General features: G+C 60.6%; 15 protein-coding genes and 2 pseudogenes. 9 read left to right on the top strand and 8 right to left on the bottom strand.

Translation table 11 applies throughout. The features are described from left to right. Window position 1 precedes the first annotated feature (1 nt). The 6 genes and pseudogenes from moaC to QM694_RS03930 form a co-directional block, all read right to left on the bottom strand. Window positions 2-478 carry a cyclic pyranopterin monophosphate synthase MoaC gene (moaC, locus tag QM694_RS03905; RefSeq protein WP_415005624.1) on the bottom strand — a complete coding sequence of 159 codons (477 nt, stop codon included), beginning with the start codon at window positions 476-478 and terminating at the stop codon, window positions 2-4. Further along, window positions 475-1,268 (bottom strand): annotated as a pseudogene (gene trpC / locus QM694_RS03910) (indole-3-glycerol phosphate synthase TrpC). The gene moaC and the pseudogene trpC overlap by 4 nt, the downstream one beginning before the upstream one ends. Further along, window positions 1,268-2,281: an anthranilate phosphoribosyltransferase gene (gene trpD / locus QM694_RS03915; RefSeq protein ID WP_415005625.1), complete on the bottom strand. Its 1,014-nt coding sequence runs from the start codon at window positions 2,279-2,281 to the stop codon at window positions 1,268-1,270. Before trpD ends, trpC begins: the two are co-directional and overlap by 1 nt. Next, window positions 2,281-2,853, bottom strand: a complete 573-nt coding sequence (locus tag QM694_RS03920) for an anthranilate synthase component II (RefSeq protein ID WP_415005626.1) — start codon at window positions 2,851-2,853, stop codon at window positions 2,281-2,283. Before QM694_RS03920 ends, trpD begins: the two co-directional genes overlap by 1 nt. Continuing rightward, window positions 2,850-4,370: an anthranilate synthase component I gene (gene trpE / locus QM694_RS03925; protein ID WP_415005627.1), complete on the bottom strand. Its 1,521-nt coding sequence runs from the start codon at window positions 4,368-4,370 to the stop codon at window positions 2,850-2,852. The genes QM694_RS03920 and trpE overlap by 4 nt, the downstream gene beginning before the upstream one ends. A 26-nt stretch (window positions 4,371-4,396) precedes the next feature. Further along, the gene (locus QM694_RS03930) at window positions 4,397-6,295 is read right to left on the bottom strand and encodes a SurA N-terminal domain-containing protein (protein ID WP_415005628.1); all 1,899 of its coding nucleotides are present in this window, start codon (window positions 6,293-6,295) and stop codon (window positions 4,397-4,399) included. Window positions 6,296-6,419: 124 nt separating this feature from the next. Between QM694_RS03930 and tpiA the strand changes: the two genes are divergently transcribed. Beyond that, entirely contained in the window at window positions 6,420-7,178 is a 759-nt protein-coding gene (gene tpiA, locus QM694_RS03935) for a triose-phosphate isomerase (protein ID WP_415005629.1), read from the top strand. A gap of 22 nt (window positions 7,179-7,200) precedes the next feature. Here the strand turns inward: tpiA and QM694_RS03940 are convergent, their stop codons facing one another. Both QM694_RS03940 and bfr read right to left on the bottom strand, forming a co-directional pair. Beyond that, window positions 7,201-7,485: a CPCC family cysteine-rich protein gene (locus QM694_RS03940; protein WP_415005630.1), complete on the bottom strand. Its 285-nt coding sequence runs from the start codon at window positions 7,483-7,485 to the stop codon at window positions 7,201-7,203. Between the two features lie 57 nt (window positions 7,486-7,542). Further along, a complete protein-coding gene (gene bfr / locus QM694_RS03945) occupies window positions 7,543-8,025 on the bottom strand; it encodes a bacterioferritin (protein ID WP_415005631.1) in 483 nt (160 codons plus the stop codon). A gap of 402 nt (window positions 8,026-8,427) precedes the next feature. On the opposite strand from bfr, the gene QM694_RS03950 reads away from it, so the two are divergent. The 8 genes and pseudogenes from QM694_RS03950 to QM694_RS03985 all read left to right on the top strand — a co-directional run bounded on the left by QM694_RS03950 (window position 8,428) and on the right by QM694_RS03985 (window position 16,703). Beyond that, entirely contained in the window at window positions 8,428-8,925 is a 498-nt protein-coding gene (locus tag QM694_RS03950) for an L-2-amino-thiazoline-4-carboxylic acid hydrolase (RefSeq protein WP_415005632.1), read from the top strand. Between the two features lie 79 nt (window positions 8,926-9,004). Then, window positions 9,005-9,349: a preprotein translocase subunit SecG gene (secG, locus tag QM694_RS03955; protein ID WP_415005633.1), complete on the top strand. Its 345-nt coding sequence runs from the start codon at window positions 9,005-9,007 to the stop codon at window positions 9,347-9,349. A gap of 81 nt (window positions 9,350-9,430) precedes the next feature. Beyond that, the gene (locus QM694_RS03960) at window positions 9,431-11,059 is read left to right on the top strand and encodes a CTP synthase (protein WP_415005634.1); all 1,629 of its coding nucleotides are present in this window, start codon (window positions 9,431-9,433) and stop codon (window positions 11,057-11,059) included. Beyond that, window positions 11,059-13,419 carry a DUF3772 domain-containing protein gene (locus tag QM694_RS03965; RefSeq protein ID WP_415005635.1) on the top strand — a complete coding sequence of 787 codons (2,361 nt, stop codon included), beginning with the start codon at window positions 11,059-11,061 and terminating at the stop codon, window positions 13,417-13,419. Before QM694_RS03960 ends, QM694_RS03965 begins: the two co-directional genes overlap by 1 nt. A 10-nt stretch (window positions 13,420-13,429) precedes the next feature. Next, the gene (locus QM694_RS03970; RefSeq protein ID WP_415005636.1) at window positions 13,430-13,879 is read left to right on the top strand and encodes a PaaI family thioesterase; all 450 of its coding nucleotides are present in this window, start codon (window positions 13,430-13,432) and stop codon (window positions 13,877-13,879) included. Then, the gene (kdsA, locus tag QM694_RS03975) at window positions 13,876-14,703 is read left to right on the top strand and encodes a 3-deoxy-8-phosphooctulonate synthase (RefSeq protein ID WP_415005637.1); all 828 of its coding nucleotides are present in this window, start codon (window positions 13,876-13,878) and stop codon (window positions 14,701-14,703) included. Before QM694_RS03970 ends, kdsA begins: the two co-directional genes overlap by 4 nt. A 78-nt stretch (window positions 14,704-14,781) precedes the next feature. Next, window positions 14,782-16,060 (top strand): annotated as a pseudogene (gene eno, locus QM694_RS03980) (phosphopyruvate hydratase). Next, window positions 16,032-16,703: a hypothetical protein gene (locus QM694_RS03985; protein WP_415005638.1), complete on the top strand. Its 672-nt coding sequence runs from the start codon at window positions 16,032-16,034 to the stop codon at window positions 16,701-16,703. Before eno ends, QM694_RS03985 begins: the two are co-directional and overlap by 29 nt. Window positions 16,704-16,854 lie beyond the last annotated feature (151 nt).

The following is a 16,854-nucleotide window of genomic DNA, read 5'->3' on the forward strand; positions in this document are numbered from 1 at the left end:
TTCACTCCGCCTGGAAAAGACCGGATTTGCCGCCCGATTTCTCGACCAGACGCAGATCGGTGATGCGCATGCCGCGGTCAACGGACTTCAGCATGTCGTAGGTGGTAAGGGCGGCCACGGAACAGGCGGTGAGCGCCTCCATCTCCACGCCGGTTTTTCCTTCGACCTTTACCGTGGCGGTGATCTCAATCGACGAGGAAGGCTCGTCGGGCACGAACTCCACCGATACTTTGGAAATCATCAGCGGATGGCACAGCGGGATCAATTCATGCGTTTTCTTCGCCGCCATGATGCCGGCGATGCGGGCAGCGGCGAGCACATCGCCCTTCTTCGCCGTGCCGTCGAGGATCATCAGCAGCGTTTCCGGCAGCATGATCACCCGCGCCCTGGCGGTGGCGGAGCGCGATGTAACGTGCTTCTCCGACACATCCACCATGTGCGCATTGCCTTCAGCATCGAGATGTGTGAGGCCGCTCATGGTTTTTTCAAAATGGCGCGGGTTGCCGCCGCCACATCCTGCTGCCGCATCAGGCTTTCGCCGATCAGGAACGTGTTGATGCCAATCGCCGAAAGGCGGGCAAGATCGCCAGGCGTGAACAGCCCGCTTTCGCCCACCACCATCCTGTCCTTCGGCACACCCGGCGCCAGGGCCTCGCTGGTGGCCAGCGTGGTCTCGAAGGTGTGGAGATTGCGGTTGTTGATGCCGATCATCCGTGTGCGGAGTTTGAGCGCGCGGTCAAGTTCGGCCGCATCATGGATTTCGGCCAGCACGTCGAGGCCCCAATGGATTGCAGCTGACTCCAGTTCGGCGGCAAGAGCATCGTCAATCATCGCCATGATCAGCAGGATGCAGTCCGCGTCCCATGCGCGCGCTTCCGTGACCTGCCAGGGATCGAGCATGAAATCCTTGCGGAGCGCGGGCAGGCCGCAGGCGTTCCGCGCTGTTGTGAGAAATTCCGGCGCACCCTGAAAGGATGGTGCGTCGGTCAGAACCGAAAGGCAGGCCGCGCCACCAGCCTCATAGGCTTGCGCGAGCGCTGGAGGATCGAAATCCGGCCGGATCAGGCCCTTGGATGGGCTTGCCTTCTTGACCTCGGCGATGAGTCCCATTGGCCTGCCGCTGCCTTCGCCTCGAGCGCGGCCTGAAACCCGCGCACCGGGCTTGCGGCTTTCGCAGCGGCGTCGAGATCGGCCTGCGAGCGTTTCGTTTTTGCCGCCGCCACTTCCTGACGCTTGTAGGCGGCGATCTTGTCGAGAATGGTGGCCATTAGCTGTTCGACACCTTCACCAGCGTCTCCAGCGCCTTCATGGCATGGCCCTTGTCGATGGCGGTCTGTGCCTCAGCAACACCCGCCTTGAGGTTCGGAACCTTGCCGGCAACCAGCAGCGCAGCCCCCGCCGTCATAACGGCGGCATCGCGGAACGCCGAAGGAGCACCCTGCAGGACTTCACGTAGCGCCTCGGCGTTCTGCGCCGCATCGCCGCCCTTAAGCGCCTGAACATCCGAGCGCTTGAGGCCCACATCCTCAGGCGCAATTTCAAAGCTGCGGATGTCGCCGTTCCTGAGTTCCGAAATCCACGTGGTGCCTGTAGGCACGATCTCGTCAAACCCGCCTTCACCATGGCAAATCCAGCAGGCCTCGCTGCCAAGGTTCTTCAGAACCTGCGCGAGAGGTTCAACCCAAGCCTTTGAAAAAACGCCTGTAACCTGCCGCTTGGCGCCTGCCGGATTGGACAGGGGGCCGAGCAGATTATAGATCGTACGGGTGCCGAGTTCAACGCGGCTGGGGCCGACATGCTTCATCGAGGCATGGTGGGCGGGCGCGAACATGAAGCCCACATTCGCCGCATTGATGCACAGCGCGATCTGGTCCGGCGGCAGGTCGATCTTGACGCCGAGCGCCATCAGTACATCCGCGGCGCCTGAACGGGAGGAGAGCGCCCGGTTGCCATGCTTGGCGACCTTGAGGCCAGCACCGGCGGCCACGAAGGCCGCGCAGGTCGAGATGTTGTAGGAGCCCGACGCATCGCCTCCGGTGCCTACGATGTCGATCACATCGCCCGGCGTATCCACGCGCGTCATCTTCTCGCGCATCACTTCGACGGCGCCGGTGATCTCGTCCACCGTTTCGCCTCGCACGCGGAGCGCCATCAGCAACCCGCCGATCTGCGAAGGCGTGGCCTCGCCCGACATCATGACGTCGAAGGCGGCGCGCGCCTCCTCGCGGGTTAGAGGCACACCGTTGGCGGCCTTGGCAATGGTTGGCTTCAGGTCTGCCATCACAGCGCTCCCGCCAGTTCGAGAAAGTTCCTGAGAATGGTGTGGCCATGCTCCGATGCGATGCTTTCGGGATGGAACTGCACGCCATGAACATTCTTCGTCTTGTGCCGAAGCCCCATGATGAGGCCATCGGCCTCCGCCGTGATTTCCAGCTCCTGCGGCAGGCTTTCGCGCTCCACGATCAGCGAATGATAGCGGGTGGCGGTGAAATCCTGCGGCACATCCTTGAACACGCCCTGGCCATTATGATGGATCGAGGACACCTTGCCATGCATGAGCTGCGGCGCGCGGACGACCTTGCCGCCGAATGCCTGGCCTATGGATTGCAGCCCCAAGCACACACCGAACATCGGAATAGCGCCGGATGCCTTGTCGATCAGTTCCAGGCAAATACCGGCTTCGTTCGGCGTTGCCGGCCCCGGCGAAATCACGATGGCATCGGGCTTGGAGGAGATCACCTGGCCGACGCTGATCTTGTCGTTCCGGTGCACCACGGTTTCAGCGCCAAGGTCGCCCAGGAAGTGATAGAGGTTCCAGGTGAAACTGTCGTAGTTGTCGATGAGGACGATCATTGGGCCCTCCCGGCGCGGCCTGCGAAGCGCACCGCGTCATCGGCGGCGCGGAACAGGGCGCGGGCCTTGTTCACGCATTCCTGATGCTCGCTTTCCGGCACGCTGTCGGCCACCACACCGGCGCCCGCCTGCACATACATCTTGCCGTCTTTCACAATGGCCGTGCGGAGAACTATGCAAGTGTCCATTTCTCCGTCGGCGGAGAAATAGCCGACGCAGCCGGCATAGACGCCGCGTTTTTCATGTTCCAGTTCGTCGATGATCTCCATGGCGCGAACCTTCGGCGCGCCCGAAACCGTGCCTGCCGGGAAGCCCGCCACAAGCGCGTCGATGGCATCGAACTTCGGCGCCAGTTTTCCTTCGACATTGGAGATGATGTGCATGACGTGGGAATAATACTCCAGCGCGAACTGGTCCGTCACCTTGATCGAGCCGATCCCGGCGACACGGCCCACATCGTTGCGGCCGAGGTCGAGAAGCATCAGATGCTCCGCGCGCTCCTTGGGATCGGCCAGAAGCTCCGCGGCAAGCGCACGATCCTCGGCGGGCGTGGCGCCTCTTCGGCGCGTTCCCGCAATCGGCCTGATCGTCACCTTGCCATCGCGCACGCGAACGAGGATTTCAGGGCTGGAGCCGATCACCGAAAAATCATCGAAGTTGAGATAATAGAGGAACGGTGAGGGATTGACGCGGCGGAGTGAGCGATACAGTGCAAACGGCGGCAGCGTGAAGTCAGACTCGAAACGCTGTGACAGCACCACCTGGAAGATGTCACCTGCGGTGATGTAATCCTTGGCCTTCAGCACCATGGCCTTGTATTCGGCGGGGGTGGTGTTGGACGTAGGCTCGGCGATTGGGGGGGTATCCGGGCTCCGCGAGGCGAGATGATCGAGCGGCCGGTCAAGCGCGTCGACGATCTCATTCAGCCGTTCCTGCGCGCGCGCATAGGCCGCCTTGGCACTTACACCCGCCTGCGGATAGACGGGCGAAGTCACCGTCACCTCATCCTTCACACTGTCGAAGATCGCCATGATGGTCGGGCGGATCAGCATGGAATCGGGCAAGCCCATCACATCCGGATTGGGTTCGGGCAGGTCCTCCATCCGCCGCACCATGTCATAACCCATGTAGCCGAACACGCCCGCCGCCATGGGTGGCGCATCTTCGGGAAGGGCGATCCGGCTTTCCGCCAGCAGCGCCCGCAGCGCCTGCAAGGGCGGCTGGGGCAGGGGTTCGAATGCGCCCTTGGGATCATTCACGGCGTTGCGGTTGACGCTCGCTTGCGCCCCGTCGACCTTGAAGATCAGGTCCGGGTTCATGCCGATGATGGAATAGCGGCCGCGCACGGCGCCGCCTTCCACCGATTCAAGCAGGAAGGAATAGCGCGCGTTACGGGCCAGCTTGAGCATGGCCGAAACGGGCGTTTCGAGATCCGCCACCAGACGGGTGGAAACGATCTGCGCCTCACCGCGCTCATAGCACGCGGCGAAAGCGTCATAGGAAGGATGGATTGCCATTTTGAATTACTCTGGAGAAAGGAAGATCAGGGGTTTGATGAGGTGGTGCCCGCGATCTGTCGCCAGAGTGTTTCATTGATGTTGACGCGTTCCGCGACCTTGATGGCCCCGAGATAGGACGCCAGAAGATCCTGTCCCTGACCGTTGCTGATCTGGGCCGCGATCTTTTTGGAAGGCTCCGCCTTGGGATCATAGGGCGGCAACAAGACCGGCTGGGACTGCATCACCTTCGCACTTTTGCCATCTGCATCCACGGAAAATGCAAAACCCGTATCGGGCACGGCAAAGAGCGCGGCCACGGCGGCAGCATCGAATTGATCGGACGGCTCGCCGCGCTTGAGACCCTGTTCGGTTTCAACCGTCAGCGACAGCTCCTTGGCCAGATCATCGAGCTTGGCGCCGCCGCGCAGGCGGTCAACCAGCTTTGATGCCTTGTCTTCCGACAATTTGCGCACCCGCGCCGCAATCACGTCTTTCGCCGCCTGATCCTTCACGTCCGCCAGCGGTTTCACCGCCGAAGGCTTCACTTCAAGAATATTGTACCACACATAGCCGCCATCGGGCAGCGTCAGCGCGGCATTGTCGACGCCGACATCGCTTGCGAATGCAGCCTGCAGGATTTGCGCCTTGTTGGGGAAATCGATCTCCTTGCCATCCGGCCCTTTGCCCTGTGCATCGACGGGACCGATCTGCAGGAAGGCAATGTTCTGCGCCTTGGCAATTTCGTCAAACTTGGTCTGGCCGCCGCCCCGCGCATCTTCAACCGCGCCATAGATCGTGTTGAGATCGCCCTGTGCCTGCTCAAGAGCCAGACGCTGCGTGAGCTTGTCCTTCACTTCCTCAAGCGTCGCCTGATGGGCGGGCGTAACCTTGGCCACCTTGATCAGGGCCGTTGAAAGCAGGCCCTTGATCGGATCGCTGACCGTGCCTTCCGCCAGCTTGAACGCCTGATCGGCGATCGTCTTGTCGATGAAATCGGCGGGCACCTTGTCGGCGAAGGTGATGTCGGATTCCTTCAGGCCGCGTTCGGTGGCAATGGCCATGAAATCCGTGCCCGCCGCGATGCGGTCCTTGGCTTTCTTCGCCTCGTCAATGCTTGGGAAAGTGATCTGCAGGATGGTGCGCTTTTCCGGCGTGGAGTATTCAGACTTGTACTTGTCGAAGCCTGCCTTGAGATCCGCATCGCTGATGGTTATTGATTTTGCCAGTTCAGCAGGATCGGCCGTCATCACGGCAATGGTGCGATATTCAGGAGCGGTGTAAAGCTGCGGATTGGCATCATACTGTGCCTTGATGTCGGCATCGGTGGGCTGGGCCACTTCGCTGTCGGCGGTCTTCACCACGAGATAACGGGCATCACGTTGCTCATTGGCGTGACGGTACATGATCTCGCCGAGCGTCTCTGACACAGGCATCTGGCCAGCCACCGTTTGCGGAATGACGGCGCCCAGCCGCTGCTTGCGCTCGGTGGCGAAGAAACCTTCCTCGGTAAGGCCTGCGTTGTTAAGCGCAGAACGGAACGCGTTCACGTCGAACTTGCCCTGCGAATCCTGGAAAGCCGGATTTTCCTGCGTGTCGCGAATGATCAGGTCCTTGCCAATGGCAAGCCCCATTGCATTCACCTGCCCGTCAATTGCGGCATTGTTGATGAGCTGGTCCAGCACCTGGCGGTCGAAGCCGAGCTTTCGCGCGTCTTCCGGCGACAGCGCCTGGCCGGTCTGCCGCTGCAGGCGGCGCAAGGCATCATCAAAGGCGCGCTTGAAATCTTCCGGCGAAATCTTCTCGCTGCCAACGGTGGCCAGAGAGCCCATGCTATATCCCCGGAACACATCCTGGATGCCCCAGATTCCGAAGCTCGCGGCGAGCATGAATATCAGGGCTTTGGCCACCCAGCTCTTGGCTGCGCGGCGCATGAAATCCATCATGGGTCTACTACTCCAGCTTAGGCCCAAATCGGGCGGCGCGGATCATAGGGGCGGTGCCACCCCCTCGCAAGCCTCTGTTGCGTCTGCTATGAGGCTTGCGATTTAAGGGTTTGGAGGCAGATACATGGCGGCCAAGGCGCCCCGTCCGATGGTGGCGGGAAACTGGAAGATGAACGGCAGCATCGCCATGATGAAGGAACCACGCCTGCTGGCGGGTATGCTCAAGGATGTGAAGCTCCATTGCGACGTGATGGTCTGTCCACCGGACGTCATGATCCGGCGCGTGAAGACGGTGCTGAAGGGCAGCAAGGTGAAAATTGGCGGGCAGGACTGCCACTGGGACGCATCGGGCGCTCATACGGGCGATACATCGGCGGAAATGCTGAAAGAGGCGGGATGCACGGCGGTGATCGTCGGTCATTCCGAGCGGCGCACCAACCACGGCGAAACGGATGCCATGGTGGCCAAAAAGGCCAAAGGCGCCCATCGCGCCGGCATCAAGGCCATCATCTGCATCGGCGAGACGCTGGACGAACGCAAGGGCGGCAAGACGCTGGACGTGGTTTCCGCGCAGCTCAAAGGCTCATTGCCGGAAGGGGTTACGGCGGAGAACACCGTCATCGCCTATGAACCGGTTTGGGCAATTGGCACTGGGCTTACGCCGACATCGGCTGAGGTGGCGGAGGTTCACACCCACATCCGCAATGAGCTTGAGAAGATTGCGCCCGACGACGGTGCCGCAATGCGCATCCTCTACGGCGGTTCAGTAAAACCATCCAACGCGGCAGAGCTGATGGCGGCCGCCAATGTCAATGGCGCTTTGGTGGGCGGCGCCAGCCTGAAGGCCGCGGACTTCCTCGGCATCATCAAGGCCTACATGTGAACATCAAACGGCAGCCAAAAACCTAAAGCTCATCCGGCTCGGGCGGGCGGGTATGAGTTTTCAATGCTTCTTCCACGGCGCCAAAATTCCGGAAATTCTTGCGCGCCATAGTTAGGCTGAGATTGTAGTTTGGGCCGCCGCCAACAACGTCAGCATCCGCATCGTCTTGTCCGTCGTCTTCCCAAAAACACACGGGGCAAATCTCATCTTGCCCTCTTCCACGCAGAGTTTTGCAACCGCAACACGGGCAACGATACGTCTTCGTTGCTTCCAGTGGTCTTTGGATCCAACCCAATGGCGTGGTCATTTAGAACTTGTGTGACCTAACTTAAAAAGCCCGGCATTTAGCCGGGCTTCGTCTTCGTCAATCGTCGTCGCCACCCTGCGCTTGCAGGAGGCCGTAATTCTCGATGCCGATACTGTTGATGAGATCGAGTTCTGTTTCGATGTGGTCGATATGGCCTTCCTCGTCCGAGAGAAGGTCTTCAAACAGCTTCATCGACACGAAATCGCGCACGTCGTGGCAATATTCGCGCGCTTCCTTGTAGAGGGCGCGCGCGCCGTACTCGGCTTTGAGATCAGATTCGAGAACTTCCTTGATGTTCTCGCCGATCATCAAGGGGTCGAGCGTCTGCAGGTTGGGATGGCCTTCGAGCACGATGATGCGATCCACGAACCGGTCCGCATGGTGCATCTCCTCGATGGATTCCTTGCGCTCGTGTTTGGCCAGTTTCACGAACCCCCAATCCTGCAGCAGCCGGTAATGAAGCCAGTACTGGCTCACCGCCGTCAGTTCGCTCCGCAGGCCGCGGTTCAGATATTCGATGACTTTCGCGTCGCCCTTCATGGGACTCTCCCGGTATTTCGACAATCTCGACGGCCATGATTGTCTCGACAGAGACTTCCATGGCTGCCTCATGTGCGGTGGCAGCGTTGCGGACATGCTCCACGAAACGGGGCATGCAGCCTCCGCACACGGGACGCGATCCACAACACCGGAACACCACGCCGGGGGTTACAATACAGCGCGGATCATCAGACGCAATCGCCTTCACGGCCTTTTCGATCTGGCCGGAAGTGATGATATTGCAATGACATACAATCATCTGAGGGGCACGATTTATCCGAGCTATTTAGTCGGATTTAACATCTCGCTTTCGCAGTTGCAATGGCAGCGGCGGAAAGACGCGGCAGATGCGCTGACGGCGAGGGGATGATAGTCTCCGAAACGCGATATGGGAGGATACGATTGTCTGCTGCCGATGAAACCGTGAACACCTCCGCCGTCCCGGTCATCCTGAAGCGGAAGCTGCAGGCTGAGGTGATCGGCCCGATCTATGCCGAAATGGTTGCGGAACTGGGGGAAGAAAAAGCCAGCACCATCCTCGACACCGCCATCCGCAAGGCGGCAATCGCCGAGGGTCAGGCCTTTGCCGCCTCGGCGCCGGGCGGGAAGCCGACCATGGCCAGCTTCATCAAGCTGTTCGAACTGTGGACGAAAGGCGGCGCGCTGGAAATCGACGTGCTGGAAGCCACTGATTCAACATTCAATTTTGACGTCACCCGGTGCCGCTATGCGGAAACCTATCGGCAAATGGGACTGGGCAAGATCGGCCATCTGCTGTCTTGCAACCGGGATGCCGGGTTCTGCGAAGGCTACAACCCCGACATGGTGCTCGACCGCCAGCACACCATCATGGGCGGGGCACCGCGCTGCACATTCCGCTATAGCCGGAAGCCTGCCTGACCACTTGGCGGCGCGGCTTGCCTTCCCCACATGATCGGTCTAAAGCCACCGCCACATTCGCCAAATCCGGAAGTCCGCCATGAAAGAAGTGCTGCTGATCGTCCATCTGCTGGTTGCCGTGTTCCTCATCGGCGTGGTGCTGATGCAGCGGTCGGAAGGCGGCGCTTTGGGAATCGGCGGGGGTGGCGGCAGCGGAAACCTGTTCTCGGCGCGCGGCGTCGGCAATGCGTTGACCCGGACAACCGCCTATCTCGCGGTCGCGTTCTTTGCCACCTCGATCGCCCTCACGCTTCTCGCCTCGCACCACTCCAGCAGTTCGGCGTTTGACGGCGCAGCCGGCAGCCAGACGGCGCCTGCCGAAACCGGCACGCCGCCGGTCCTGCCCAAGCTTCCCGATACGCCCAAAGTCCCGGTCAGCCAGTAACGGCAGATTGTCCACAGAAAGCCCGGGAAGGCTCCTTTCCGGGCTTCGAATCATGTTTTGAAAGAGATAGGGTGAAGTCCCATGGCGCGGTATATTTTCATTACAGGCGGCGTGGTCTCTTCCCTTGGCAAAGGCCTGGCGTCCGCAGCACTCGGAGCATTGTTGCAGGCGCGTGGCTATTCCGTCCGCCTGCGCAAGCTCGACCCCTATCTCAACGTCGATCCGGGCACGATGAGCCCTTATCAGCACGGCGAAGTGTTTGTGACCGATGACGGTGCCGAAACCGACCTCGACCTTGGCCATTACGAGCGCTTCACGGGCCGCCATGCCAACAAGCAGGACAACATCACCACCGGTCGCATCTATCAGGATATCATCGCCAAGGAACGGCGCGGAGACTACCTGGGCGGAACGGTGCAGGTCATCCCGCATGTGACTGACGCCATCAAGGACTTCATCAAGAACGGCAACGACGGTTTCGATTTCGTGCTGGTGGAAATCGGCGGCACGGTGGGCGATATCGAGGGCCTGCCGTTTTTTGAAGCCATCCGACAGTTTGGGCAGGAAGAGCCGCGCGGCTCCTGCATCTACATCCACCTGACGCTGCTGCCCTATATCCCGACAGCGGGTGAACTGAAAACCAAGCCGACGCAGCATTCCGTGAAAGAGCTGCGCTCCATCGGCATTCAGCCCGATATTCTGCTCTGCCGCGCCGACCGCGAGATACCCGTCAACGAGCGGCGCAAGATCGCACTGTTCTGCAACGTGCGGCCGTCCGCCGTTATCCAGGCGCTAGATGTGAAATCGATCTATGACGTTCCGCGCGCCTATCACGCCGAAGGCCTTGACCGTGAAGTGCTGGACGCCTTCGGTATCCAGCACGCGAAGGATCCCGATCTCTCCAAATGGACCGAGATCATGCAGCGCATCACCCAGCCGGAAGGCGAGGTGACGATTGCCGTGGTGGGCAAATACACAGGGCTGCTCGACGCCTATAAATCCCTGAATGAAGCGCTGGTTCACGGCGGCATCGCCAACAAGGTGAAGGTGAACCTTGAGTGGATCGAGTCTGAAATTTTTGAGAAGGAAGATCCGGCGCCCTGGCTTGAAGGCGTCAACGGCATTCTGGTACCGGGCGGCTTTGGCGAGCGCGGCTCGGAAGGCAAGATCAAGGCGGCGACTTTCGCCCGCACGCGCAAGGTGCCGTATTTCGGGATTTGTTTCGGCATGCAGATGGCTTGCATCGAGGCAGCGCGTTCCCTTTGCGGCATCGACGATGCGAGTTCGACGGAATTCGGTGAGACGAAGCAGCCCGTGGTCGGCACCATGACCGAATGGATGAAGGGCAATGAGCTTGAACAGCGCAAGGCGGGTGGCGACCTTGGCGGCACGATGCGGCTCGGCGCCTATGATGCGGCGCTGAAACCCGGCAGCAAGATCGCCGGGATTTATGGCGACACGCGCATTTCCGAGCGGCACCGCCACCGCTATGAGGTGAACACGCGCTACCGTGAGCGGCTTGAGAAGGCCGGCATGGTGTTTGCCGGCATGTCGCCCGATGGCCTGCTGCCCGAGACGGTGGAATATCCCGATCATCCCTGGTTCATTGGCGTGCAATATCACCCCGAACTGAAATCCAAGCCGTTCGAGCCGCATCCGCTGTTCAGTTCGTTCATCGCAGCAGCGGTTGAGCAAAGCCGGTTGGTGTGATGCGCAACTGGGGCAGGGGTTTCGCCGCCGCGGTTCTCAGCCTCGTCCTGCTGTGCAGCGCGGCCTTTGCCTTCGATGAGACCATCATCGGCAAATCCGAACGCGCCGCAGCGGACTTCCGCGCCAGCCTCACAACCATCGAACAGGCTCTCCAATCCCCGGCGATCACCGACGCGCAATTGACGGATCTCCGGTCGCAGCTTGAGAATATCCGTACCCAATCCCTGTTACTCGCTGGCGCGCTTGCCGATCCGCTGACTGAGGTCAATCAGCAATTAAACCTGCTCGGCCCGGCGCCGACGGATGGGGCCAGCGAGGCGGGCACCGTTGCCGCGCAACGCCAGGCCCTGACGGCCAAGCGCGACCAGGTGAAAGGCGCTAAAAGCCAGCTTGAACTTGTGGCCGTCAACGCCGAGCAGCTTGCAAGCCGCGCTTCTGCGCAACAGCGCAATCTCTTCCTCAGCCGCATCTTCGAGGGCAGCCGGTCGATCCTCAACCCCACGCTCTGGTATGATTCCCTTGTTGGCCTTGGCCTGATGGCGACCCGCCTGATTGCCCTGTTTTCGAGCTGGTGGAGCGATGTTCGCAACACCGCAAATTTTCAGGGACTGGCGCTCATCCCCGTGTTTCTGGGCGTACTGATCGGCGCTTATCTTTTGCTGCGCAGCCGCTTGCGGAAATGGGCCGCAGCTGCTCCGGCGGCTGCCCATGCTCCCGATGATCTCGACAGGCTTTGGCGCGTCGTCCGGGGCGTGGTCGCAGCACTGGCGATCCTGGTGCTGGTGTTCTTGCCCGTTACCCTTGCGCTGCAGATCAGCGGTTTCATGACGCCGCGCTTTGCGCTGGTCTATAACGCTGTCATCAACATCATCTTCGTCACCACCGTCTATTGGGCGCTAGGTTACCGTCTTGCCTCTCCCGGCCAGCCGGCGTGGCGGGTGGTCGATCTTGATGATGCGGCTGCCCACAAAATGCCGGTCTTGGTGGGGCTTGCGGCCTTTATTTCCGTTGCCGACCGCAATCTTCAGGAAATTGCCGACGGCCTCTATCTGCCGGTAAGCTATACGATCGGGCTTTCGGCCCTCTCCGCCAGCATCATGATCGTGCTGATTGGCGCGATGCTCTACACCGTGCATCATCAGCAAGGGCTGTCCTCGCCGTCCGCGCAGCGGAAGGTTTACCTTTCGTGGTCGGCCTCTTTCCGAGCGGTGATCTGGCTGGCGCTTGCCATCTCCACCGCCGCACTCCTGTTTGGGTTCGTCGCTTTCGGCGCCTATCTGGTGCAGCAGATTTTCGAAACAGCGGTGCTGGTAATGCTGCTGTTCCTGCTGCATCACCTGAGCGACGCCGCGGTGGCCTCGAGCTTCGATCCGCAGAGCGGACTCGGAAGGCGTCTGCGCAGCGCGACAGGATTGGGCGAGCGCGGCGTTGAGCGCGTCGGACTTGTGTTCCGCACCGTGGTGGACCTTCTCCTCGTGCTGATCGGGCTGCCGCTGCTCTTCCTGCTGTGGACGGTCACCTGGGTCGATTTCCGCAGTATGGTGAACTCGGCCTTCATTGGCTTCAGGGTTGGCAGCATCACGCTGTCGCTCACCTCGATCCTGATCGCGGTCGCCATTTCGACATTCGGCATCCTGCTGACGAATCTCGTGGTCAGCTGGATGAACTCCCGCATCCTCGCCGAAACGCGGGTTGACAAGGGCGTTCAGGATTCACTTCGGAAAGGCGCGAGTTACGCCGGCTATATCCTCGCCATCGTTCTGGCTCTCTCGGCAGCCGGGCTTGATTTCTCCAACATCGCGCTGGTGGCTGGTGCCTTGGGCGTCGGTATCGGCCTTGGCCTGCAGTCCATCGTCAATAATTTCGTGTCGGGTCTTATCCTTCTGGCGGAGCGGCCCATCCGTGTGGGCGACTGGGTGGCGATTGATGCGGGCGAGGGGCTCGTCAAGCGCATCAACGTCCGCTCAACCGAGATCGAGACCTTCGATTCCTGCGACATCATCGTGCCGAACTCCCTGCTGATCACCGGCGCCGTGCGCAACTGGACGCATGGCGACACGATGGGGAGGGTGACTATCAATGTCTCCGCCGCTTATGGGAGCGATCCCGAAAAGGTGCGCGACATCCTGAGCGAAATTATCCGGGCCCACCCCAAGATTCTCACGTTTCCGGAGCCCCAGGTCGTTTTGCTCCGCTTCGGCAACATTGGACTCGACTTTGAGGCGCGCGGTTTTGTGGCGCAGGTGTTTGATGGATCGTTTGTCGCCAGTGATTTGCGGTTCGCGATTCTCAACGCTTTCTCCGAAGCTGGAATCAAGATCGCGCAGTCTGTAAACCCGATAACCACGGCTCAGCAGTGACGGAATTCTCATGACTTCCCTGAAAGAAAACGAAGACCGCTTTTCGGGCCTGGCTTATTTGAAGCAGGCGATCGGTCGGCCCAGCAATTCGCCGATGTCGACCACCATGATGATGGAACTGGTGGCGGCGGAAGATGGTTCGGCAACCTTTGAGGCGCGGCCTGACGAACGGTTCTTCAATCCGCAAGGTCGGCTGCATGGCGGCTATGCGGCTACCCTCATCGACTCCACGCTGGGATGCGCCGTGCAAACGAAACTTCCCGCGAAAATCGGCTATGGAACTATCGATCTGAAGGTGAGCTATGTCGGCAAGATCGATTTGAATTCCATTCCGCTCACCTGCACAGCGCATGTCTTGCATGCGGGCCGGACGATGTGTACGGCGGAGGCGAAGCTCATCGATCGCAACGGCAAACTCGTTGCGCATGGCACCGGCACATTTCTGGTCTATCCCAAATGAAAACCAATTCGGTCGTACAGGCAGGCAAGGTTTCGTTCGGCAATGGCTTGCCACTTTCCCTGATTGCCGGCCCTTGCCAAATGGAAAGCCGGGACCATGCTTTCATGATGGCGGGAAGCCTGAAGGAAATCTGCGGGCGGCTTGGCATCGGCCTCGTCTATAAATCCAGTTTCGACAAGGCAAACCGCACCAGCATCGGCGGCAAGCGCGGCCTGGGGCTTGAAAAGTCACTCGCCGTCTTTGCCGACGTCCGCAAGGAATTCGGATTGCCCGTGCTCACCGACGTACATGAGAATCATCAGTGCGCAGAACTCGCCCCGGTGATTGACGTCCTTCAGATCCCGGCCTTTCTCTGCCGCCAGACTGATCTGCTGATCGCCGCCGCGCAAACAGGCCGCGTGGTGAATATCAAGAAAGGCCAATTCCTGGCGCCATGGGACATGAAGAATGTGCTCGCCAAGGTCGTAGAATCCGGCAATCCCAATGTCCTTCTCACCGAGCGCGGGGTGTCCTTCGGCTACAATACGCTGGTGTCCGACATGCGCGCTCTCCCCATCATGGCGGAGACGGGCGCCCCGGTGATTTTCGATGCCACCCATTCCGTGCAACAGCCGGGCGGGCAGGGCACATCATCGGGCGGTGACCGCCGCATGGTGCCTGTGCTGGCGAGCGCCGCCGTTGCCGTGGGCGTGGCCGGAGTTTTCATCGAAACCCATCAGGACCCCGATAATGCCCCTTCAGACGGCCCCAACATGGTGCGGCTGGACAAGCTGGAAGAGCTGTTGAAACGGCTCATGGCCTTCGACAAGCTGTCAAAGACGTAGTTCAAGCCTGCCGCACTTGCAAAGCGCGTTACCCAGCCGCATAAGGCCTGCCGATATACGCACCTCAAGGAGTCCCCGATGACCAGCATTCTCGACGTCACGGCCCGCGAAATTCTCGACAGCCGTGGCAATCCGACGGTTGAGGTGGATGTCATTCTCGAAGATGGCTCCATGGGCCGCGCCGCCGTTCCATCGGGGGCATCAACGGGCGCCCACGAAGCGGTTGAACTCCGCGATGGCGACAAGAAGCGGTATCTGGGAAAGGGCGTCACCAAGGCAGTTGCCGCCGTCAACGGCGAGATTTTTGACACCATCGCGGGGATGGAAGCTGAAGACCAGATCGCCATCGACATGGCAATGAGCGCGCTCGATGGAACGCCCAACAAGGCGCGGCTGGGCGCCAACGCGATTCTGGGCGTTTCACTCGCCACCGCCAAGGCGGCTGCGGAAGCCGCGGGCCTGCCACTGTACCGCTATGTGGGCGGCCCCAATGCGCGCACCCTGCCGGTGCCGATGATGAACATCATCAATGGCGGCGTTCACGCCGATAACCCCATCGATTTCCAGGAATTCATGGTGATGCCGGTGGGGGCTGAAAGCTTCCGCGAAGGCCTGCGCATGGGGGCGGAAATCTTCCACACCCTGAAGGCGGCGCTGAAGAAGGCAGGGCTCAACACCAATGTGGGCGATGAAGGCGGCTTCGCGCCCAATCTGCCCTCTGCTGAGGCGGGGCTCGACTTCGTGATGAAGGCCATCGAGCAGGCCGGCTACAAGGCCGGTAAGGACGTCTATCTCGCCCTCGACTGCGCCTCGACCGAGTTTTTCAAGAACGGCGTCTATGACTATGAGGGCGAGAAGAAGAAGCGCTCAATCGCCGAACAGGCAGACTATCTGACGCGCCTTGCCACGCATTACCCCATCATCTCCATCGAAGATGGGATGGCGGAAGACGACTGGGATGGCTGGAAACAGCTGACCGACAAGATCGGCAAGACCTGTCAGCTGGTGGGCGACGATCTCTTCGTGACCAACACCAAGCGCCTGAAGCAGGGAATCATGCAGGGTGTCGCCAATTCGATCCTCGTGAAGGTGAACCAGATCGGCTCGCTGACCGAAACGCTTGAAGCCGTCGAAATGGCGCACAAGGCGGGCTACACCGCGGTGATGTCGCACCGGTCTGGTGAAACCGAGGATTTCGACCATCGCCGATCTTGCTGTTGCCACAAACTGCGGTCAGATCAAGACCGGCTCGCTGGCGCGGTCGGACCGGCTTGCCAAATACAATCAGCTTCTCCGCATCGAGGAAGAACTTGGAACACAGGCAGTCTATGCGGGGCGGTCCATCCTCAAGGCCTGATGGCGGCAGGCTGAACGGCTTCCACGTCGCGATCTCCAGCTTTGCCGCCCTGGCGGGCGTGGCGATCGCCGCCTATCAGGTGCTGGCGCCATCCGTAAAGGACCAGCAGGCGGTAAATGTGACCGTGGCGCTTGATCCGGCTGCCCAGACCCAGCCTGCCAACATGGTGATCGGAAAAACCGATGCGGTTTCGCTTCCAACCGCCACGGTGGATCTGGCCAGCACGGCAAGCTTTGCGGCCGCCCTCAACGACGGCAGCGACAGCCGCTACGACTTTCGCAAGCTCTTCGACGGCGATGGCGGAACATCCCTCATGCTCAATGGCGCTGACAGTGAAGTGAACGTGCTGGTCACCTTCGCGGGGGCTGAGGCGCAGCCGGTCACGGCAATCACTTATACGCCTCCCGCTGTCACGGGAACCACGCCAATGGCGAAGGAAGTTGACGTTACTGTCCTTCCCGAAGGCCAGCTTCAGGCGGCGGGCATGCCGGTGTTCAGCTTCACGCTGCAATCCTCACCCGGCAGCCAAACCTTCGCTATTCCGGGCCATATCTCCGGCCGTGGCCTCTGGCTGCGCGTCTCGGGAGCGCCCGGCGCCGCCATCGGCGACTTTCACATTCTTCACGAACAAGCCGCACCCTAAACGTGTCCATGCCTTGAAATTGCCGCGCGCGAGGGTAAGCTTCGCCCAACGCAATCGGCTCGCTGCATGAATTCCTTTCTCAGATCTATCGCTGTCCTGATTTGCCTGGCGCTTGCCAGCGTTGGCGCGCGCGCCGAATTTCTGCCCAATC

The sequence above is a fragment of the Aestuariivirga sp. genome (assembly GCF_047602625.1).
GTDB lineage: Bacteria > Pseudomonadota > Alphaproteobacteria > Rhizobiales > Aestuariivirgaceae > Aestuariivirga.